The organism is Nocardioides sp. ChNu-99 (genome assembly GCF_029493445.1).
Taxonomy (GTDB): Bacteria; Actinomycetota; Actinomycetes; order Propionibacteriales; family Nocardioidaceae; genus Nocardioides.
Window position 1 is genome coordinate 22,616 of sequence record NZ_JAHWBL010000023.1, and the last position, 18,627, is coordinate 41,242.

Consider the following 18,627-nt stretch of genomic DNA (forward strand, 5'->3'; position numbering starts at 1 on the left):
GGGCGGGGGGCCCGCGGCCCGGGTCAGCCCGTCGGGGCCGCCGGGTCCGCGATGGTCTCCTCCGGGGCGGCCGGCGGCGTCGGCGCGGGGGCCGGGTCGGGCTGCGGGGCACGGCAGACGACCGTGTCGGACGGCGTGTAGGTCGTGCTGAAGACCTCCTCGCGCACCACCTCGCCGGAGCCCGGGCGCTTGAAGATGCGGGTCACGTCGACGTCGAAGCCGCGGTAGCCGGTGTGCGGCTCGCAGTCCGGGGTGGTCAGCGTGCGCGTGCTCGGCTGCGTGAAGTTGTGGCGCTCCGAGGTGGTCTCCTCGATGTCCCACACCTTGGTGGAGTACATCCGCACCGTGATCGAGCCCGGCGACCCCGGCGAGCTCGCGTCGAGCTGGGTGTCGATGAGCACGCCGTGCTCCGTGTCGTTCTTGAAGCGCAGGTCGAGCGCCCCCCAGACCACCGTGGCCTCGCGGCCCACCGGGTAGCGGTCGATGTAGAACGAGTGCGGCTTGTGCTCGACGTCCTCCAGCCCGGCGAAGAACATGGCGTTGAACAGCGTGGTCGCCATCTGCGAGACGCCGCCGCCCAGGTCCTGGCGCAGGATGCCGTCGCTGATGACGTAGCCCTCGGTGAACCCGTTCTCGCGGGTGCGCTCGCCGACGGTGTCGTTCATCGAGAACGTCTCGCCCGGCAGCAGCAGGGTGCCGTCGATGAGCTCGGCGGCGCGCCCGATGTTGGTGTTGCGGTAGGACGCGTGGGGGTACGACGTCGTGAACTCGCTGACCAGCTCGGTGACGCCGAGCGCCTCGGCCTCCTCGGTGGTGAGCTCCGGCTCGGCGGCCGTCGCCTCGACGACGCCCTCGCGGCTGCCCTCCGGCGCGGTGACGAGGCCCTGGAAGACCGACGCGAGGGTCTCGGGGAGGTAGTCGACGCCCGGCTGCGCGGGCACGACGGTGGGCCGGCCGTCCTGCAGCACGATGGAGGCGTCGACCGGGCGGCCCGGGTCGCCGACGCGGTCGTCGACCGCGTCCTTGAGCACGGCGCCGTCGACGACGCCGACCAGCCCGCCGTCGCGGGCCTCCATGCGCAGCGCGGGCGAGAACTCGGCCGGGTCGAGCTCGACGGGGGTGTCGCCGAAGGTGAGGGTGACGGGCGCGGAGACGGCCGGGTCCGCGAAGGCGGCGCGCGCGGCCTCGACGTCGGCCGCGTCGACGGTCGGGCTGATGTCGGCCAGCTCGAGCTCCGTGGCGCCGCCCTCGGCGACGAACGCGTCCTCGATGCGCTGCGCGGCGGCCTCGCGGTCGAAGCCGCGGCCCGGGGTGGGCTCGGTGACGACGACCGCGCCGTCCTCGAACCCGACGGCGCCCTCCACCGCCGGCTGTCCCGCGGCCTGCTCCAGCTCGGAGAGCGCCTGCTCGACGGCGGCCGGGTCGGAGTCGACGACGGCGGGGAGGTCCTCGCCGCCGGTGAAGTAGGTCCAGAGCCGCTCGGGGCTCCAGCTGCGGCGCCCGCCCGCGTCGGCGACGGACGCCTCGTGGTCCACGGCGAGACCGAGGGCCGCCGGGTCGAGCTGCCGGGTCACGTCCGTGCCCGCCACGCTCACGTCGAGGGGCTGGGCGACGCGGTCCGCGAGGCCCGCCTCGAGGGTCGCTGCGGCCTCGTCCTGCGGCTGGCCGCCGATGTCGACGCCCGCGACCGTGGTGCCCCGGGCGACCTTGTCGCCCGCCACGACGTACGCCGCGACGTAGAGGCCGCCGAGCACGAGGAGGAGCCCGAGCAGCGAGTACGCCGCCACTCGCCGCCCGCGGCGCCGGCGCGGCGGCAGGGGGCCGGTGTGACCGGTGTCGTGGCCGGTGTCGTCGGCCTCGTCGTGGGTGTCGGGGAAGCCGGGGACGAACGGTCGCTCGGCGGTGTCCGCGCGCTCCCGCTTCGGGTCGGGGCGGGTCGCGGCGTCGCGGCCGGTCCGGGGGCCGGCCGCACCACCCGGCGCGGACTCGTCAGCACTGCTCACCGCGCCATAGTAGGGAAGGCGACTCGAAGTCGGTCGTCGCGGCGCCCGGCTCACCCGTGCGGGTGGGGCCCCCGGCCCTCGGCGGGCGGGGTCCGCCGTACCCGGCCGCCCGCGGCGAGCACCACCACGCCGACGAGGGCGACGGCGAAGGTGAGGGCCAGCAGCGTGTAGCCGCGCCCGTTCCCCTGGATGAGGTAGTCCCCCTCCGGGCGCGTCCGCAGCGCGAGGAGGACGGGTGCGACCCAGCCGACGACGAACGGCACGACCGTGCCGCGCCGCGTCGGCACGGCCCAGAGCACGGCCGCGGTGGCCGCGGCCACGAGCGGGAGGCCCCAGTCGTGGCCGGTGACGACCACGGCCGCCGCCCCGGTCAGGGCGCCCACGAGCAGCAGGCCGGCGCCGAGCAGTCCGGCGCGGAGCACGAACGCGGGGCCGGTGCGGCTCACAGCCCCGCGAAGAGGTCGTCCTCGAGCCCGTCGGCGCCGACCGGCCCGCGGGGGCCCTTGGCGAGGCGGTAGAACTCGATGCCCCACACGGCGTTGCCGAGGTTGTTCGAGAGCGCGAAGAAGGGGCCGTCGACGGTGATCTGGGTGGCGTGGGCGCGCATGGCGTCCATCTTGGCGTCGGCGTGGTCCCCGCCGTCGACGCGGCAGTCGAGGTCCTCGTCCGGCGAGCCCATCGGCATGGGGCCCTCGGGGTCGACGCCCTCGAAGGTGGTGGTGTCGCCGGCCGCGCGCAGCTTGCGCAGGCCCTCGCGCAGCTGGGTCGCCGACATGGCGCCCCAGTAGACCTTCGCGACGTCGTGGGCCTCGCCCAGGTCGCGGCGGTAGGAGGGCACGGCGGCCAGCGCGACGGCGTACGTCGCGACGCGGTGGGCCTGGATGTGGTCCGGATGGCCGTAGCCGCCGAACTGGTCGTAGGTGACGAGCACCTGCGGGCGGACCTCGCGGATGATCGCGACGAGGTGGTCGGCCGCCTCGGTGAGGTCGGCGTTGGCGAAGGCGCGCTCGTCGGTGTCGTCGGCGGCGATCGCGTGGCCGTCGGCGTGCCACTTCATGCCGGAGTCGCGGTAGCGGCCGAACCCGCCCAGGAACCGGTGGTCGGTGACGCCCAGCACGCGCATCGCGTCGGCCAGCTCGCCGCGGCGGTGCTCGCCCAGCGCGTCGTCGCGGTCGGCGGCCAGGTGCTCCAGCTCGGGGACGAGCACCTCGCCCATCTCGCCGGCGGTGCAGGTGACGAGGGTGACGCCGCGGCCCTCCGCGACGTACCTGGCCATCGTGGCCCCCTGCCCGATCGTCTCGTCGTCGGGGTGGGCGTGCACCAGCATCAGGCGCTGCGCGGGTGCGGTGGTGTGCTCGGGCATGGGGACGAGCGTACGGCGAGCCGCCCACCCCCGGTCGCGGTAGGAGCGGTAGTCGTCGACTATCGCTCCCGCCGCGACCCGGAGTCGGCTGACGCCCCGGACCCGGTTGCGGTACGAGCGGTAGTGGATCGCTACCGCTCCTACCGCGACCCGGGCTGGGCGAGCGCTGCGGCTCGAGGCGCCGCGCGATGCAGCTCGGCCGGGGTGGGTCAGGTGGTGGTGGGGTCGGCCGGTGGGCGCTTGATCCGCTTCGGGGCGGCGGGGAGGTCGAGCGGCGGGAGCGCCGGGGCCGGGGCGTCCGGGCGCGCCTCGTCGAGCCAGCCGTCGAGGTCGTCGACCACCACCTCGAGCACGAACGCCGGCGCGTCGGTCAGCACCGCCCAGGGGTGGTCCTCGTCGTCGTCCTCGCCGGCGAGGCGCTCGCGGACGACCTCCGCGTCGTACCCGTCCCGGCGCAGCCGCGCCGCAGCCGCCTCGGCGTCGTCGTCGCTGAAGAAGATGGCCCGCACGGTGTCCATCATGCCGCGACCCTGTCCCGCCGGAGGTCGCGGTAGGAGCGGTAGTGGATCACTACCGCTGGCACCGCGACCCGTCCGTCAGGCCGCTGCCGCACCACCGCGGCGGGGTACGCCGAGCGCCACCAGGTCGGCGACCACCTCGCCGGGCTCGGTGCGCAGCTCGACGGCCGCGCAGCCGATGACCACGCGCCCCGGACCGCTCAGCCGACGGTGCCGGCGCTTGTCGGCCACCCAGTGGGCGACCTCGAGGTGGAAGGCACCGTCGACCTCGAGCACCACGACGGTGCCGTCGGCCAGGTCCCACTCCGCATCCGTGTAGCGGCGACGGCCCCCGGCGTCGAGGCGCACCCGCTGCCGGTGCGGCGCCACGAGCCCGGCGGCGGCGCACACGACACCCAGGTCCATCTCGGCGACCGAACCGGCGCCGCCCACCACCTCGACCAGCGCCTCGGCGAGCAGCCGGGCCCGGGGCAGGGGCGCGAGCCGGGGCAGCCAGTCGAGCAGCTGCTCGCCCGTCGTGACCCGTTGCTGGACGCAGGCGGCGATCAGCCCCGCGGCGGAGCGGGGGTGCCGCAGGCGCGAGGCGGCGAGGAGGGCCGCCGGCTCGGCGCGGAGCACCGGAAGACCACGGCGGTGCGTCGTCCAGCGCTCGAACGGGCGTCGCGTGCGGTGCACCTCGATCCCGTCGGCGGGCAGGTGCTGCCCCGTGCGCACCACGACCGACACCTCACGCGTCGACCAGCCGCTGAGCCCGTGCAGGGCGAGGGCGGTCCGACCGGCCAGCGCCGACGGCCCGGACGGGTGGAGGACGGCGATCCACAGGCGCTGCTCCTCGACCGGCGGACCGCTGGTGGTGCTCACGACGGTGGGCGTGCGGACGACCCACGTGCCGGCGGCGACGCGTCGGCGTACCTCCTCGCGGTGGAAGCCCAGCTCGCGCAGCTGGTCCCGCGAGACCACGCCGGCCTGCTGGTCGGCGACGGCCCGCAGGGCGGCGAGCTGCTCCGTCCTGCGGCGCCGCAGCGCGGCGGCGTGGCGGTCGGCGATCTCGTCGGGCACGCGTCGAGTCTCGACGCGCCGGGCCGTCCCCGCGACCGGCCGTCCACAGGGGAGAGGGGTCAGCGGTGGCGACGCCTGACCGGGCCGGGTCGCGGTACCAGCGGTAGTCGGCGACTATCGCTGCTACCGCGACCCCGAGGCCGCAACCGGCGCGGGCGAAGCGGGCGAAGCCCCGGGCGACCCCGGCCCAGGCGTCAGGAGATGACGCGCAGGCGCACGGTGCCGCCGATGTCCCCGAGCTCGGACAGGGCGGCGTCGGGGATCGGCGAGTCGGTGTCGGTCACCGCGTAGCCGAGGTCCCCGCGCGTGGCGAGCGACTGGTAGCCGATGTTGATCGCGTGGCGGCCCAGCACGTCGTTGAGCGCGGCGAGCACGCCCGGCACGTTCTGGTGCAGGTGCGTGATGCGCTGCGTGTGCGGGGTGCGCTCGGGCATGAGGGTCGGCAGGTTCACCGACAGCGACGTGGCGCCGCGGCGCACGTAGTCGCGCAGCTTGCCGCCGACGAAGCGCCCGATGTCCTCCTGCGCCTCCTCGGTGGAGCCGCCGACGTGCGGCGTCAGGATCACGTTCGGCAGGTTGCGCAGGGGCGAGTCGAACGCGTCGCCGCGCTTCTTCGGCTCCTTCGGGAACACGTCGACCGCGGCACCGGCGAGGTGGCCCGACACCAGGGCCGCCCGCAGCGCGTCGTAGTCCACCACGAAGCCGCGCGAGAGGTTGAGGAACAGCGAGCGCGGCCGCATCATTGCGAACTCGGCCGCCCCGAACACCCCGGCGTTGGCCTCGCGGCCGTCGACGTGCAGCGTCACGGTCTCGGCGACCTCGAGCAGCTCGGCCAGCGAGCTGCAGCGCGTCGCGTTGCCGAGCGACAGGCGGTCGTCGACGTCGTAGAAGTAGACACGCATGCCCAGCGCCTCGGCCACGACGGAGAGCTGCGAGCCGATGTTGCCGTAGCCCACGATGCCGAGCGAGCGCCCGCGGATCTCGTGGCTGCCGTCGGCCGACTTGTCCCACACGCCCGCGTGCAGCGCCTTGTCGCGCTCGGTGAGGCGCCGCGCCATCGCGATGATGTTCGCGATCGCGAGCTCCACGACGGAACGGGTGTTGGAGTACGGCGCGTTGAACGTCGCCACGCCGAGCGTCGCGGCGCGCGCGAGGTCGATCTGGTTGGTGCCGATGCAGAAGGCACCGATGGCCGTCAGGTCCGGGCGCGCATCGAGCACGCGCTGCGTCACCTCGGTCTTGGAGCGGATGCCGAGCAGGTCGACGCCCTCGAGGGCCGCGATCAGCTCGTCCTCGTCGAGCGCACCGGAGTGCTCCTCGACGTCGAAGCCGGCCTCCGTGAGGATCTTGCCGGCGGTCGGGTGCAGGTTCTCCAGCAGCAGGGCTCTCACGTCCCCTACTTTCCCACTCCGGAGGTGCCCGGAGCACATCCGCGCGGATGGTGGGACGCCGTCCTGGTCCGGGCCGGTTCGTGCGGGTTCGTACCGTGGCGAGATGAGCACCCCCCTCCTCGTGCGCCGCAGCGCCTCTCGCCGTGCCCTCGTCGACGAGCTCGCCCAGCGGTACGGCGGACGCCCCGGCCTCGGCGCCCTCCTCTGCGACCTGCCCGGCCGCGCCCACCGGGCCCCCTGGGCGCGTCTGCTGGGCCACCGGGTGGAGCAGGCGTGGGGCTGGGAGGCCGCGGACCGTCGTACCGCCCAGTGGTGGCCCCAGGGCGTCACCACCTCCGGCGACGCCACCGCGCTGGGGAGCAGCCCGGCCGGGCTGGGGGAACGCCGCGTGGCGGTGGTGAGCTGGTACGCCAAGCCCGTCGCCGGCCCGGGCGGCAAGGACGAGAACCACGGGGTGCGCCTGACGTTCCTCGACCTCGACACCCTCCGCTACCGCCACGTGCTGCTCGTGAGGCCGGTACGGCGCGAGGACGGGCAGGTGCGCCTCGAGCCGGTGACCGCCCACGCGGGCGGCATCGTCTGGGCCGGGTCGTGGATCCACGTCGCGGCGACCGGGAAGGGCTGCGTCTCGGCCCACCTCGACGACCTCCTGTGGCTGCCCGACGGCGAGGAGGACACCGCGCACGGCTACCGCTGGGTGCTGCCGACCCGCGTCGACCACCGCGGCGGCGTGGAGGAGCCGGCGCCCACGAGCGCGCAGCCCGGCGCGAAGGTCGAGAAGCTGCGCTGGTCCTTCCTCTCGCTGGCCGAGGGGACGCAGGGGCCGTCGCTGCTGGTGGGCGAGTACGGCCGGGGCGAGAAGTCGACGCGGGTGGCGCGCTTCCCGCTGGGCCCCGACGGGCTGCCGGCGGGCTCGCCGGGCGACCGCCGCACGACGTACGCCAGCGAGGTCGTGGAGACCGGCGTGAAGGGCATGCAGGGCGTGGCCGACGTCGCCGGCCGCCTCCACGTCACGACGTCGCACGGCCCGTGGGGCGCGGGGAGCCTCGTGACGGCGCAGCACGGGGCGGGTCTCGCCGGGGCCGCGTGGCGGCGCACCGCGGCCGCCACGCCGATGGGCCCGGAGGACCTGTCGTGGTCGCTGGGCCGGCTGTGGGTGCCGACCGAGCACCCGCGGCGCCGGTGGCTGGTCGCTCTGCGACCCGTGGGCTGAGGCCCTCAGCCGCGCGGCACGCGGGCGAGCTGGCGCGCCTGGGCGACGAGGCGGCCGGCGGAGTCCCAGACCTCGCAGTCCTCCTCGAAGAACCCGCCGGCGACGTTGCGGGTGGCCTGGCGCACGCGCAGCCACCCGGGGGCCGGTACGGCGCGCACGTGCGCCGTCAGCTGCACGGTCGGGGCCCAGCCCGGCCGGCCGAGGTCGAAGGTGACGGGCGGCATCGCGTCGAGCGTCATGAGCAGCGACAGCGGGTCGGGCTCGCGGTCGGCGAGGCGGAACCAGGCCTGCAGCTCGCCGCGGCCCGACGGCCGCCCGGCGATCCACCCGGCGCAGGCGGGGTCGAAGCGCATCTCGAACCGCTCGACGAGCGGGGCGAGGCGGCGGAACTCCTCGGGCGCCGACGACGAGGCCGGGCACTCCTCGACCGGGGGCAGGGCGGGCGGGGCGCCCGTCGTACCCACCTCGTCGGTCAGCGCCCCCAGGTCGCCGAAGGTGGCGAGGGCGGTGATGCGCGTCGTACCGCCCTGGGCCACCTCGGCCGCCACCGTGGTGAGCGTGCCGCGCCGCACCACGCGGGTCACCAGCTCGGCGGGGCCCTCGACGCAGGCGCCGACGTACGTCGCGGCCACCGCGACCGGGTCGGGCCGCTCGGGCACCGTCGCGCGGACCGCGGAGCCGATCAGGGCCAGCAGGAAGCCGCCGTTGATGCCGCCGCCGACGGACCAGCCGCCCGGCAGGTGCGCGGTGAAGCGGCGCTCGTCGTCCCCCACCTCCCCGGCGCCCGGGGTCAGGGTCAGGTCGCGGTCGAAGGCGGACTGCTCGCTCACGGCGCGGAGCCTACGTGCGCACGAATCGGCGCGGACGGCCCCCCGCCCCTAGACTCCTGGAGGCCCCTCGGGCCTTCCCACCCTTCGACGGAAGCGACGCATCCTCACCATGACCACCCTCCGTTCCGACCTGCGCAACGTCGCGATCGTCGCGCACGTCGACCACGGCAAGACGACCCTCGTCGACGCGATGCTCCGCCAGGCCGGCGCCTTCACCGCCCACCAGGCCGAGAGCGTCGCCGAGCGCGTCATGGACTCCGGGGACCTGGAGCGCGAGAAGGGCATCACGATCCTCGCGAAGAACACCGCGGTGCACTACGCGGGTCCCGCGGCCGACGGCCAGCCGATGACCATCAACATCATCGACACCCCGGGCCACGCGGACTTCGGCGGCGAGGTCGAGCGCGGCCTGTCGATGGTCGACGGCATCGTGCTGCTGGTCGACGCCTCCGAGGGTCCGCTCCCCCAGACCCGCTTCGTGCTGCGCAAGGCGCTCAACGCCGACATGCCGGTGATCCTGGTCGTCAACAAGACCGACCGCGGCGACGCCCGCATCGCCGAGGTCGTCGACGAGACCTACGAGCTGTTCATGGACCTGCTGGACGAGAGCCACAGCCAGGACGCGCTCGACTTCCCCGTCGTGTACGCCTCGGGCCGCGCCGGCGTCGCCGGCCTCGAGCAGCCCGAGAACGGCGAGCTGCCCGACTCCCCCGACCTCGAGCCGCTCTTCAAGACGATCCTCGAGACCATCCCGGCCCCGACCTACACCGAGGGCGCGCCGCTGCAGGCGCACGTCACCAACCTCGACTCCTCGCCGTTCCTCGGTCGCCTCGCGCTGCTGCGCATCCACGAGGGCAACCTGAAGAAGGGCCAGACCGTCGCGTGGATGAAGCGCGACGGGGACGTCAAGAACGTCCGCATCACCGAGCTGCTCGTCACCGAGGGCCTCGAGCGCAAGCCCGGCGAGTCGGCCGGTCCCGGCGACATCGTCGCGGTGGCGGGCATCCCCGACATCACCATCGGCGAGACGCTGGCCGACCCGGAGAACCCGGTCGCGCTGCCCCTCATCCACGTCGACGAGCCGGCCATCTCGATGGTCATCGGCACCAACACCTCGCCGCTGGTCGGCCGGGTGAAGGGCTCGAAGGTCACCGCGCGCCTCGTGAAGGACCGCCTCGACTCCGAGCTCATCGGCAACGTGAGCCTGCGGGTGCTCCCGACCGAGCGTCCCGACGCCTGGGAGGTGCAGGGCCGCGGCGAGCTGGCGCTGGCCATCCTGGTGGAGCAGATGCGCCGCGAGGGCTTCGAGCTCACCGTCGGCAAGCCGCAGGTGGTCACGAAGGAGATCGACGGCAAGGTGCACGAGCCCGTCGAGCGCCTGACCATCGACGCGCCGGAGGAGTACCTCGGCACGATCACCGAGCTGCTCGCGACCCGCAAGGGCCGAATGGAGCAGATGACGAACCACGGCACCGGCTGGGTCCGGATGGAGTTCCTCGTGCCCGCGCGCGGCCTCATCGGCTTCCGCACCGAGTTCCTCACCGACACCCGCGGCACGGGCATCGCGCACCACATCTCCGAGGGCTACGAGCCGTGGGCCGGCGAGATCCGCTCGCGCAACAACGGCTCGCTCGTCGCCGACCGCAAGGGCGCCGCGACGGCGTACGCCATGACCTCGCTCCAGGAGCGCGGCGTCATGTTCGTCGAGCCCGCGACGGAGGTCTACGAGGGCATGATCGTGGGCGAGAACTCCCGCGCCGACGACATGGACGTCAACATCACCAAGGAGAAGCAGCAGACCAACATCCGGTCCGCCACCTCCGACAACTTCGAGAAGCTGATCCCGCCGAAGAAGCTGTCGCTGGAGCAGTGCCTGGAGTTCTGCCGCGACGACGAGTGCGTCGAGGTCACGCCGGAGATGGTGCGCATCCGCAAGGTCGTCCTCGACCAGAACGAGCGCGCCAAGATGGCGTCGCGCGCCCGCAAGTCGAAGTGACCCCCGGCGCCCCGCGCGCCTGAGCCACCCCGGCTCCACCACCGCCCCGTCCGGGTCCCCCGGGCGGGGTGGTGTCGTCAGCGGGGACCTCGGCGAGCGCTCAGGCGGCGCGGAGCCGCACGACCCAGTACTGCACGCCGTACGGCGCCGCGTCGTGCAGCACCTGCGCGGTCCAGGTGCGCCCGGTCGCGGCGACCGCGGCGAGGTGGCGCCCGAGCGCCGCGAGCGGCGCGACGTCGGCCCACAGGGCGGCGGCCAGGTCGAGGTCGAGGCCCGCGAGGGCCTGCGCGTCGGCGGACGCGAGCGCGGCCCCGGCGGCGGCGTCGAAGCCCTCGGCGCGCTCGTCGAGGTGGCCCGGCGCCTTCTCGGTGCGGGTCGCGGACCCGTTGGCCACGACGAGCAGTCGTCCGGCGTCGGCCGGCACCTCGCCCTCGACCGCGGTCGCGTCCGTCGCACCGGCCTCGGCCAGCAGGTGCCGCGCGACCCGCAGGCCGACCGCGGGGCCGGCGCTGCGGCGTACCTCCGCGGGGGTGGGCGGGCTCGCGAGCACGGTGACGGGCTGCGGGGGCTCCCCCACCAGCCCGGGTACGGCGGAGCGCACCGCCCGGCGCAGGTCCGCCACCGGGTCGACGAGGCCGGCGTGCTCGGGCAGCAGCGCGGGCACGCCCGGGACGACGAGGACGTCGACGCCCGCCTGGGCCGGGGGCACCTCAGCCGCCGTGGTGCGGCGGCACCTGCGCGCGCAGCCACGCGTCGCCGGCGGCCTCGCCGGCCCCGGGGCCCTCGCGGTCGTCCCGGTCGTCGCTCGTCTGCTCCGGCAGCGTCTCGCCGAAGACCGCGGCGAGGCGCCGGCGGCGCTGCTCGGGGGTCTCGGGGGCGCTGCCCGGCCCGGACGGACCGGACATCAGGCGCAGAGGCCGTTCTGCTCGGCGATCTCCTCGGGCGTCAACGCCTCGGCCGGGTCGCTGTCGGTCGGCTCGGAGGTGGCGGAGTCGGTGTCCGTCGGCTCGGAGGTGGCGGACGAGCTCGGCGGGGCGGTGGTGGACGGCGCGGCCGTCCCGCTGCCGCCCGGCGCGATCGTGCCGGTCGAGTCCGTCGCCGTGATCGCCTCGCCGAGGAACTCCCCGGTGAGGGGCCGGTCGGTGCGCACGAGCTCCCAGAGGTCGTCGGCCTCCTCGGTCCACACGAGGCGGTTCGGGTCGGGCGCGTACTCCTCGTTCGGCACGGTGATGAACGTGATCTGGTCGAGCCCGATGCCGTTGAGCTGCAGCCCGAGGTTGCCCAGCTTGGCGAGGCTGCGGTACTCCGACGAGATCGTCATCGAGCCGGTCACGGCCTGGAGGAAGCCGCTGACGCGGTTCGGGTTCGTCAGGGTGTCGGCCGAGACCACCTTGTTCACCATCGACGCGAGGAACGCCTGCTGGCGCTTGATGCGCCCCAGGTCGCCGTTGGGTGAGCCCTGGTGCCGCTCGCGCACGTAGTCGAGCGCCTGCTCCCCCGTGGCGTTGTAGGTGCCCTCCGGGAGGCTGATGTTGTACTGGTCGTCCTCGATCTCGTTCGGCACGCAGATCTCGACGCCGTCGATGGCGTCGACCATCCGCTCGAAGCCCTCGAAGTCCATCTCGACGACGGCGTCGATCGGCACGTCCGTCAGCGTCTCGAGCGTCTTGACCGTGCAGATGGCGCCGCCTGCGCTGTACGCCGTGTTGAACATGACCATCTCCTCGCCGGGGACGGTCTCGGAGTTGTCGTCGACGCAGTCGGGGCGGTCGACGAGCGCGTCGCGCGGCAGGCTGATGCCGTAGGCGAAGTCGCGGTCGGCCGAGACGTGCATGAGGATCGCCGTGTCGGAGCGCCGGCCGCCCTCGTCCTCCTTGTCGGAGCCGACGAGGAGGATGTCGAGCGGCTCGCCGTCGGCGACCTGCTCGGGCCGCTCGTAGTCGAACTGCTCCTCCTCGTTCGCGAACTCGCCCAGGTTGCTCTCGAGCTGGCGGTAGAGGAAGGTGACGCTCAGCGCCGTGACGAGGGCCAGGGTGAACGCCGTGCCGAGGACGGCGCGCAGCACCGTGTGCCGGCGCTTGCGCCGGGCACGCCGCTTGGGGGTGGACATCGGTCTGCTCCTGGATGCTCGTCGGGCCACGCGAAATCTACGCGGAACCGCCAAGTCGTCGCGTATCGGCGGCATGGGGCGGCGACCGGTGGGTACCCGCGCACCGCCTGCGAGCCCCCCGCCCGGCGGTGGCAAGATTGCCCGCGCGGCCCCAGTAGCTCAGCGGATAGAGCAGCCGCCTCCTAAGCGAAAGGTCGCAGGTTCGACTCCTGCCTGGGGCACCACGCCGTACCCACGCCCCTCGGACGACACGCGGGCCTGCGTCGGACCGCCACCGCCGGGTACCGGCCGGTCACGGCGCCCGGGTCCCCGCGCGCTGCCCCGAGAGCCATCGAGGAGCCCCATGTCGACCGACGCCATCGTCCTCCTCAAGGACGACCACCAGCAGATCCTCAAGACCTTCTCCGACTTCGAGGCCGCCGGCGAGAACGCGCTGAAGACGAAGCAGCGGCTCGTGGACCGGATGATCGAGCTGCTCACGGTGCACACCTACATCGAGAACGAGGTGATGTACCCCCGCGTCCGCGAGCTCGTGCCGGACCTCGAGGACGACGTGCTGGAGTCCTACGAGGAGCACCACGTGGCCGACCTGCTCGTCGTGGAGCTGGCCGGGCTGACGCCCGAGGCCGAGCGGTTCGACGCGAAGACCACCGTGCTCATCGAGAACGTGCGTCACCACATCGCCGAGGAGGAGGACGAGTGGTTCCCGAAGGTCCGCGAGGCCCTCGGCCGCTCCGTCCTGCAGGAGATCGGCGCCGACATGCTCGAGGCCAAGAAGAAGGCGCCGCGCCGACCGTCGCAGCCCAGTGCGCTGAAGAAGACGATCGACGCCGTCATCAAGTAGCGACGGTCGCGGACGTCGGGCCGCGGCGCCCGCCCGGGGGGCCCCGCCCCCCCGCGCAGTTCCCCGCGGGGTGCGCCCCACATCTCGCCGGGGGGGGCGGGGGCGGGGGGCCGGGGCCCCGGGGGGGGGGCCGCGCCCCGACGGCTCAGTACCGCGCGGTGTGCTCGAGCACGGCGGCGGCCAGCGGCCCCACGACGGCGGCGGGCAGCGCGTGGCCCATCCCCGGTACGACGACGCGCCGCGCCAGCGGGACCCGCGACGCCAGGCGCTCCGCCGTGGGCGGCGGCGCGACGGGGTCCGCCAGCGCGTCGACGACGAGCACCGGCACCACGATCGCGCTCGTGTCGCGCTCGAGGCCCCGCTGATCGGCACGGGCGTGGGCGGTGGCCGCCGACGGGGTGCCGCGGTGCTCCGCGATGCGGCGCTCGCGCTCCTCGTGCTCGGCCGCGTCGAACGGCAGGTCGGGGCCGTGGAGCAGCCGGGCGTGCCGCAGCTGCCACTCGTGCTCCTCGGCGGGCGGGCGGTCGCGGCCCATCTCGGCCCACACCTCCAGCAGCTCGGGGAGCGGCCCGGGGGCCTCGTGGTCGTCGAGTGCCGGCGTACCGAGGATCGTGGCACTGAGGAAGCGCTCGGGGTGGTCGACCAGCTGCACCTGCAGCAGGGTGCCGCCCAGCGACATCCCGACCGCGTGGGCCCGGTCGACACCGAGGGCGTCGAGCACGGCGAGCAGGTCGCGGGCGAGGTCCCGCAGGGCGTAGGGCCGCTCGTCGAACGCGTGCGTGGAGCGGCCGGTGTCGCGGTGGTCGTAGCGGACCACCCGGTGGTGCTCGGCGAGCCGGTCGACGAGCGCATCGGGCCACTCGAGACCCGAGGCGTTGGCCCCCATCACCAGCAGCAGCGGCGGGGCCGACGGGTCGCCCGGCGTCTCGACCCAGAGCTGGTAGCCGTCGCCCACGTCCACGAACTGCTCGTCCCGGTGGGACCGGTCAGGTCGCTCGGGTCCGTCGGGTCGCCGTTCGCCGCTGTCCACCCGGCCACCGTACGCAGCCGCTCAGCGCGGCGTGCGGTCCACGAGGTCCAGCACGCGGCGGGCGACGCAGCCGTCCGGCGCCCGCACCTCGACGACGACCCCGCACGCGCGGGCGGCCCGGACGCCGTCGTCCAGCTCGCGGACCCCGACGGTGTGGAGCACCTCCACCTCGGTGAGGTCGACCACGAGTCGCCGCACGCCGGTCCGCAGGACCAGCTCGACGAACTCCCGCAGGTTGTGCGCGGCGGGGGCGTCCACCACCCCCCGCACGCCGACGGTGGCGTTGGCGCGGTCGAACGCGATCTCGAGCGATCGTTCCTGCTGGTCCACGGGGCACCTACGAGGCCGTACGACGGGTGCCCGCTGCTCGAGCACCGTCCGGTACCCATCGCCCTCTCCCCGAACCCGACCGGCAGGACGTGACCGACGGGACCCCGCTGGCGGGGCCCGGCGGGGAGCCCCGACTGGCGCCTCCCTTCCCCGCCGTGGGATCGTTGTTGCATGTTGTTCGCGATAAGCACGGAGGGCGCGGCGTGACCACCACGGACGCACCCCCCGTCGTCGCGACGGGACCGCCCGGGCGCGGGGGCCCGGGCGGTCCGCTGCGGGACGAGGGCCACGACCTCCTCGGGCTCGCGGCCCAGCGCCGCCGAGCGGCGCTGTGGACCACGGGCCTGGGCGTGGTGCTGCTGGCGACCCTCGTCGTCGGCGTGGGCGCCGGCCCGGTCGGCGTCTCCCCCGCCGACTCCGCCCGCATCGTGCTCCACCACCTGACCGGCTTCCCGGGCGAGATGACCTGGGAGCGGCGTCACGACGCGATCGTGTGGGAGATCCGCGCGCCGCGCGTCGTGCTGGGCGCGGCCGTGGGCGCCGGGCTCGCGCTGGCGGGGGTCGTGCTCCAGGCGATGGTGCGCAACATCCTGGCCGACCCCTACGTGCTCGGCATCTCCTCGGGCGCGAGCTGCGGCGCCGCGGGCGCCATCCTCTTCGGCGTCGGCGCCGGGTTCGGCGACTACGCGCTCCAGGGCAGCGCCTTCGTCGGCGCCCTGCTCGCCTCGCTCCTCGTCTTCCTCGTCGCCCGCAGCTCCGGGCGGATCACGTCCGTGCGGCTCCTCATGGCCGGGGTGGCGGTGGGCTACGCCCTGTCGGCGGCCACGAGCTTCCTCATCTTCGCCTCCGACTCCGCCGAGGGCTCGCGCTCGGTGATGTTCTGGCTGCTCGGCTCCCTCGGGCTCGCCGCCTGGAACGGGGCGCTGGCCGTGGTCGTCGTCGTGGTCGCCGCCACCGTCGCGGCGCTGGCCGTCGTGGGACGCCGCCTCGACGCGCTCGTCGTCGGCGACGAGACCGCACTGACGCTCGGCGTGCACCCCGAGCGCTTCCGCACCCTGCTGCTCGTGCTCGTCTCCCTCGTCGTCGGCGTCCTGGTCGCCATGGCCGGCAGCATCGGCTTCGTCGGCCTCGTCGTGCCCCACCTCGCCCGCCGCCTCGTCGGAGGGGCCCACCGCGCCGTCGTACCCGTCGCCGCCCTGCTGGGCGCCGTGCTGCTCGTGTGGGCCGACGTGCTCGCCCGCACGCTGCTGGCGCCGCAGGAGATCCCCATCGGCATCATCACCGCCCTCGTGGGCGCCCCCTTCCTGCTGCTCCTCGTGCGCCGCCTCCACGCGGTGCCGTCCTGACCCCGGAGGAACCATGTCGTCGACCCGCCCCGCCGTCCGTCGCCGTGCCGCGACGGCGACGGCCGCCGCCCTGCTGCTGCCCCTCGCCGGGTGCGGCGGCGAGGCCGCCGGGGACGCGGCCATCTCGGTGGAGAACTGCGGCGCGACCGTCGAGCTCGACGCCGCCCCCGAGCGCGTCGTGATGCTCAAGAGTGCGGCGGTGCCGACGCTGCACGAGCTCGACGTCCTCGACCGAGTCGTGGCCCGCGCCGGGCTCTACCCGGAGGAGTACTACGACGCCGAGACCCTCGCCGCCCTCGAGGAGGTGCCGCTGCTGACCGACCGCACGGACACCAGTGGCCACCTGCAGATCTCCCGCGAGGAGGTCGTCGCCGAGACGCCCGACCTCGTGCTCGGCGAGACCGAGAACCTCACGCGCGAGACCCTCGCCTCCTCCGGCATCGAGCTCGTCGAGGAGCCCGCGTTCTGCGGCTCGCTCGAGGGCGACGCGACCTTCGAGGACCTCTACGACCAGGTGCGCCTCTACGGCGAGGTGTTCGAGCGCGCCGACGAGGCCGACGCCTACGTGGGCGAGCTGCAGGACCGGGTGGCGGAGATCGAGGCCCGCGTCCCCGCCGACGAGGCCCGCACCGTCGCCGTCCTGTACCCGACGGTGGGCGGCGGCGTCACCTACGCGTACGGGCAGGGCTCCATGTCCGCACCCCTCGTCGAGGCCGCCGGGCTCGAGAACGTGTTCGGCGACGTCGCGGACCGCGTCTTCGAGGTCAGCGCCGAGGAGCTCGTCGCGCGCGACCCCGACGTGCTCGTCGTGCTCCACAGCGACGGGGACCCCGCGGAGGTCGTCGACGCCGTGGCCGACCTGCCGGGTGCCGACGCCCTGCGGGCGCTGGAGTCGGGCGCCGTCCTGCCGCTGCTCCTCAACTTCGCCGAGCCCCCCACGCCGCTGGCCGTCGACGGCCTGGACCGGCTCGTGACGTTCCTGGCGCAGACGCCAGCCGGGCCCACCGCGTGATCGCCGGGCACCGGGTGCGGCACCGCTACGGCGACGCCGTCGTCGTCGACGGTGTCGACATCGCGGTGCCCGCCCGCCGGACCGTCGGACTCGTCGGCCCCAACGGCAGCGGCAAGACGACCCTGCTGCGCGCGCTCTACGGGTCCCTGCAGCCGACCGAGGGGCGCATCGAGCTCGATGGCCGCGACCTCGCCGACGTGCCGCGCCGCGACCTGGCGCGCGCCATCGCCGTGGTCGTGCAGGAGCACAGCGGCGACCTGCCGATGCGGGTCACCGACCTCGTCCTCCTCGGCCGCCTGCCCCACCAGGGGCTGTCCGGGCGGCCGTCGGCCCACGACCAGGAGGTCGCGACCGACGCCCTGCGGCAGGTCGGCGCCCTCCACCTCGCCACCCGTGAGTACGCCGGGCTGTCCGGCGGCGAGAAGCAGCGCGTGCTCATCGCCCGGGCCCTGGCGCAGGAGGCCGAGCACCTGCTGCTCGACGAGCCCACGAACCACCTCGACATCCGCTACCAGCACGAGGTGCTCGACCTCGTCGCGCGCCTGCCGGCCAGCGTCGTCGTGGTGCTCCACGACCTCAACCTGGCCGCCCGCTACTGCGACCACGTCGTCGTGCTCGGCGCCGGTCGGGTCGTCGCCCAGGGCCCGCCCGACGAGGTCCTCGTCCCCGAGGTCCTCGAACCCGTCTACGAGGTCCAGGTGCGCCGCGTCGACCACGACGGCGACATCAACCTCGTCTTCCGCAAGGCCACCACCACGAGGAGCAGCGCATGACGCTCCAGCAGACCGCCGTCGGGGCGCCCACCACCCCCGGGACGACCTCCGGGACCGGCGCCGGCGACGACGTCGACCTGCAGACCCGCCTCGACCGCTACTGGAGCGGCCGCGCCGCGGCGTACCACCAGCGGCAGGTCGAGGGCGAGCGCGCCCCGCACGACCGGGCGCTGTGGCACCGGGTCTGGGGTGGCGCGCTGCCGCCCGCGCCGGCGCGCGTGCTCGACGTCGGGACGGGCACGGGGTACGTCGCGAGCGTGCTCGCCGAGCTCGGCCACGACGTCGTGGGGCTGGACAGCTCCCCCGGCATGCTCGCGGAGGCCGAGGACGACGCGGCCCGCCGCCGGGCCGCGGGCCTACCGGCGGCCCGCTACGTGCTCGGCGACGCGGTCGCGCCCCGCGGCGTCGCCGTCGGCCTCGACGCGGTCACGAGCCGCTACCTGCTCTGGACGCTGCGCGACCCGGTGACCGCGATCCGCGCGTGGGCCCGCCTGCTGCGCCCCGGCGGCACCGTCGCGTGCGTCGACGCGAACTGGTACCCCGGCGGCATCGACCGCGGCGTCGCCGTCGAGTCCGCGGACGGCCCCGGCGCCTTCGGCGCGACGTACGACGCACCCACCGAGGGCGGGCTGCCGCTCGCCAACGCGACCGGCGTCGAGGACCTGGTCGCCGTCATGGAGGCGGCCGGCCTCGTCGGCGTGCGGACCACCCGCCTCGACGAGGTCGCCGAGCTCGACCGCCGCTTCGGGATGTCGCCGGGGCACGAGTCCCGCCCGCAGTACCTCGTCACGGGCCGCACGCCGGCCTGA

Annotated in this window: 19 protein-coding genes and 1 tRNA gene; 8 read left to right on the forward strand and 12 right to left on the reverse strand. The window is 74.9% G+C overall.

The window, feature by feature from the left end:
* Nucleotides 1-23: 23 nt before the first annotated feature.
* From KK617_RS09710 to serA, 6 genes are all read right to left on the reverse strand, one after another.
* Nucleotides 24-2,003, reverse strand: coding sequence for a VanW family protein (locus KK617_RS09710; protein WP_277499785.1), 1,980 nt, complete (start codon nucleotides 2,001-2,003; stop codon nucleotides 24-26).
* Between the two features lie 50 nt (nucleotides 2,004-2,053).
* Nucleotides 2,054-2,449: a hypothetical protein gene (locus KK617_RS09715; RefSeq protein WP_277499786.1), complete on the reverse strand. Its 396-nt coding sequence runs from the start codon at nucleotides 2,447-2,449 to the stop codon at nucleotides 2,054-2,056.
* Nucleotides 2,446-3,366, reverse strand: a complete 921-nt coding sequence (mshB, locus tag KK617_RS09720) for an N-acetyl-1-D-myo-inositol-2-amino-2-deoxy-alpha-D-glucopyranoside deacetylase (protein WP_277499787.1) — start codon at nucleotides 3,364-3,366, stop codon at nucleotides 2,446-2,448. Before mshB ends, KK617_RS09715 begins: the two co-directional genes overlap by 4 nt.
* Before the next feature lie 209 nt (nucleotides 3,367-3,575).
* Nucleotides 3,576-3,887, reverse strand: coding sequence for a hypothetical protein (locus KK617_RS09725; protein WP_277499788.1), 312 nt, complete (start codon nucleotides 3,885-3,887; stop codon nucleotides 3,576-3,578).
* 75 nt (nucleotides 3,888-3,962) lie between these two features.
* Complete coding sequence (locus KK617_RS09730; protein WP_277499789.1) at nucleotides 3,963-4,943, reverse strand: hypothetical protein; 981 nt, start codon at nucleotides 4,941-4,943, stop codon at nucleotides 3,963-3,965.
* Nucleotides 4,944-5,137: 194 nt separating this feature from the next.
* Complete coding sequence (gene serA / locus KK617_RS09735; RefSeq protein ID WP_277499790.1) at nucleotides 5,138-6,334, reverse strand: phosphoglycerate dehydrogenase; 1,197 nt, start codon at nucleotides 6,332-6,334, stop codon at nucleotides 5,138-5,140.
* Between the two features lie 103 nt (nucleotides 6,335-6,437).
* Between serA and KK617_RS09740 the strand changes: the two genes are divergently transcribed.
* On the forward strand, nucleotides 6,438-7,547 hold the full coding sequence (locus KK617_RS09740; RefSeq protein ID WP_277499791.1) for a hypothetical protein: 1,110 nt from the start codon (nucleotides 6,438-6,440) through the stop codon (nucleotides 7,545-7,547).
* A gap of 5 nt (nucleotides 7,548-7,552) precedes the next feature.
* On the opposite strand, the gene KK617_RS09745 is transcribed toward KK617_RS09740, so the two are convergent.
* Nucleotides 7,553-8,377 carry a thioesterase family protein gene (locus tag KK617_RS09745; RefSeq protein WP_277499792.1) on the reverse strand — a complete coding sequence of 275 codons (825 nt, stop codon included), beginning with the start codon at nucleotides 8,375-8,377 and terminating at the stop codon, nucleotides 7,553-7,555.
* A 109-nt stretch (nucleotides 8,378-8,486) separates the two neighbouring features.
* On the opposite strand from KK617_RS09745, the gene typA reads away from it, so the two are divergent.
* A complete protein-coding gene (typA, locus tag KK617_RS09750) occupies nucleotides 8,487-10,373 on the forward strand; it encodes a translational GTPase TypA (protein ID WP_277499793.1) in 1,887 nt (628 codons plus the stop codon).
* Between the two features lie 100 nt (nucleotides 10,374-10,473).
* On the opposite strand, the gene KK617_RS09755 is transcribed toward typA, so the two are convergent.
* The 3 genes from KK617_RS09755 to KK617_RS09765 are packed head-to-tail and all read right to left on the reverse strand — an operon-like array spanning nucleotide 10,474 to nucleotide 12,483.
* Nucleotides 10,474-11,082 (reverse strand): hypothetical protein, encoded by a 609-nt coding sequence (locus KK617_RS09755; RefSeq protein WP_277499794.1) that lies wholly within the window; start codon nucleotides 11,080-11,082, stop codon nucleotides 10,474-10,476.
* Nucleotide 11,083: 1 nt separating this feature from the next.
* Nucleotides 11,084-11,278: a hypothetical protein gene (locus tag KK617_RS09760; protein WP_277499795.1), complete on the reverse strand. Its 195-nt coding sequence runs from the start codon at nucleotides 11,276-11,278 to the stop codon at nucleotides 11,084-11,086.
* Nucleotides 11,278-12,483 carry an LCP family protein gene (locus KK617_RS09765; RefSeq protein ID WP_277499796.1) on the reverse strand — a complete coding sequence of 402 codons (1,206 nt, stop codon included), beginning with the start codon at nucleotides 12,481-12,483 and terminating at the stop codon, nucleotides 11,278-11,280. Before KK617_RS09765 ends, KK617_RS09760 begins: the two co-directional genes overlap by 1 nt.
* 148 nt (nucleotides 12,484-12,631) lie before the next feature.
* On the opposite strand from KK617_RS09765, the gene KK617_RS09770 reads away from it, so the two are divergent.
* Together KK617_RS09770 and KK617_RS09775 are read left to right on the forward strand one after the other, a co-directional pair.
* Nucleotides 12,632-12,707, forward strand: a tRNA-Arg gene (locus KK617_RS09770).
* 119 nt (nucleotides 12,708-12,826) lie between these two features.
* Nucleotides 12,827-13,327 carry a hemerythrin domain-containing protein gene (locus KK617_RS09775; protein WP_277499797.1) on the forward strand — a complete coding sequence of 167 codons (501 nt, stop codon included), beginning with the start codon at nucleotides 12,827-12,829 and terminating at the stop codon, nucleotides 13,325-13,327.
* 145 nt (nucleotides 13,328-13,472) lie between these two features.
* Here KK617_RS09775 and KK617_RS09780 read toward each other — a convergent pair whose 3' ends face one another.
* Nucleotides 13,473-14,288 (reverse strand): alpha/beta fold hydrolase, encoded by an 816-nt coding sequence (locus KK617_RS09780; RefSeq protein ID WP_277499798.1) that lies wholly within the window; start codon nucleotides 14,286-14,288, stop codon nucleotides 13,473-13,475.
* 90 nt (nucleotides 14,289-14,378) lie between these two features.
* Nucleotides 14,379-14,687, reverse strand: a complete 309-nt coding sequence (locus KK617_RS09785) for an STAS domain-containing protein (RefSeq protein ID WP_277499799.1) — start codon at nucleotides 14,685-14,687, stop codon at nucleotides 14,379-14,381.
* Nucleotides 14,688-14,890: 203 nt separating this feature from the next.
* Between KK617_RS09785 and KK617_RS09790 the strand changes: the two genes are divergently transcribed.
* Genes KK617_RS09790 through KK617_RS09805 form a run of 4 tightly spaced genes read left to right on the forward strand, consistent with a single transcriptional unit; the run spans nucleotide 14,891 to nucleotide 18,627 of the window.
* Nucleotides 14,891-16,033: an iron ABC transporter permease gene (locus KK617_RS09790; protein WP_277499800.1), complete on the forward strand. Its 1,143-nt coding sequence runs from the start codon at nucleotides 14,891-14,893 to the stop codon at nucleotides 16,031-16,033.
* Between the two features lie 13 nt (nucleotides 16,034-16,046).
* On the forward strand, nucleotides 16,047-17,045 hold the full coding sequence (locus tag KK617_RS09795; RefSeq protein ID WP_277499802.1) for an ABC transporter substrate-binding protein: 999 nt from the start codon (nucleotides 16,047-16,049) through the stop codon (nucleotides 17,043-17,045).
* Nucleotides 17,042-17,818 (forward strand): ABC transporter ATP-binding protein, encoded by a 777-nt coding sequence (locus tag KK617_RS09800; RefSeq protein ID WP_277499803.1) that lies wholly within the window; start codon nucleotides 17,042-17,044, stop codon nucleotides 17,816-17,818. Before KK617_RS09795 ends, KK617_RS09800 begins: the two co-directional genes overlap by 4 nt.
* Nucleotides 17,815-18,627: a class I SAM-dependent methyltransferase gene (locus tag KK617_RS09805; RefSeq protein ID WP_277499804.1), complete on the forward strand. Its 813-nt coding sequence runs from the start codon at nucleotides 17,815-17,817 to the stop codon at nucleotides 18,625-18,627. The genes KK617_RS09800 and KK617_RS09805 overlap by 4 nt, the downstream gene beginning before the upstream one ends.

What these genes read in the sequence shown, in the direction of transcription:
- mshB (WP_277499787.1), bottom strand. Translation starts at nt 3,366, where the DNA reads ATGCCCGAGCACACCACCGCACCCGCGCAGCGCCTGATGCTGGTGCAC.
- KK617_RS09725 (WP_277499788.1), bottom strand. Translation starts at nt 3,887, where the DNA reads ATGATGGACACCGTGCGGGCCATCTTCTTCAGCGACGACGACGCCGAG.
- KK617_RS09740 (WP_277499791.1), top strand. Translation starts at nt 6,438, where the DNA reads ATGAGCACCCCCCTCCTCGTGCGCCGCAGCGCCTCTCGCCGTGCCCTC.
- typA (WP_277499793.1), top strand. Translation starts at nt 8,487, where the DNA reads ATGACCACCCTCCGTTCCGACCTGCGCAACGTCGCGATCGTCGCGCAC.
- KK617_RS09760 (WP_277499795.1), bottom strand. Translation starts at nt 11,278, where the DNA reads ATGTCCGGTCCGTCCGGGCCGGGCAGCGCCCCCGAGACCCCCGAGCAG.
- KK617_RS09765 (WP_277499796.1), bottom strand. Translation starts at nt 12,483, where the DNA reads ATGTCCACCCCCAAGCGGCGTGCCCGGCGCAAGCGCCGGCACACGGTG.
- KK617_RS09775 (WP_277499797.1), top strand. Translation starts at nt 12,827, where the DNA reads ATGTCGACCGACGCCATCGTCCTCCTCAAGGACGACCACCAGCAGATC.
- KK617_RS09795 (WP_277499802.1), top strand. Translation starts at nt 16,047, where the DNA reads ATGTCGTCGACCCGCCCCGCCGTCCGTCGCCGTGCCGCGACGGCGACG.
- KK617_RS09805 (WP_277499804.1), top strand. Translation starts at nt 17,815, where the DNA reads ATGACGCTCCAGCAGACCGCCGTCGGGGCGCCCACCACCCCCGGGACG.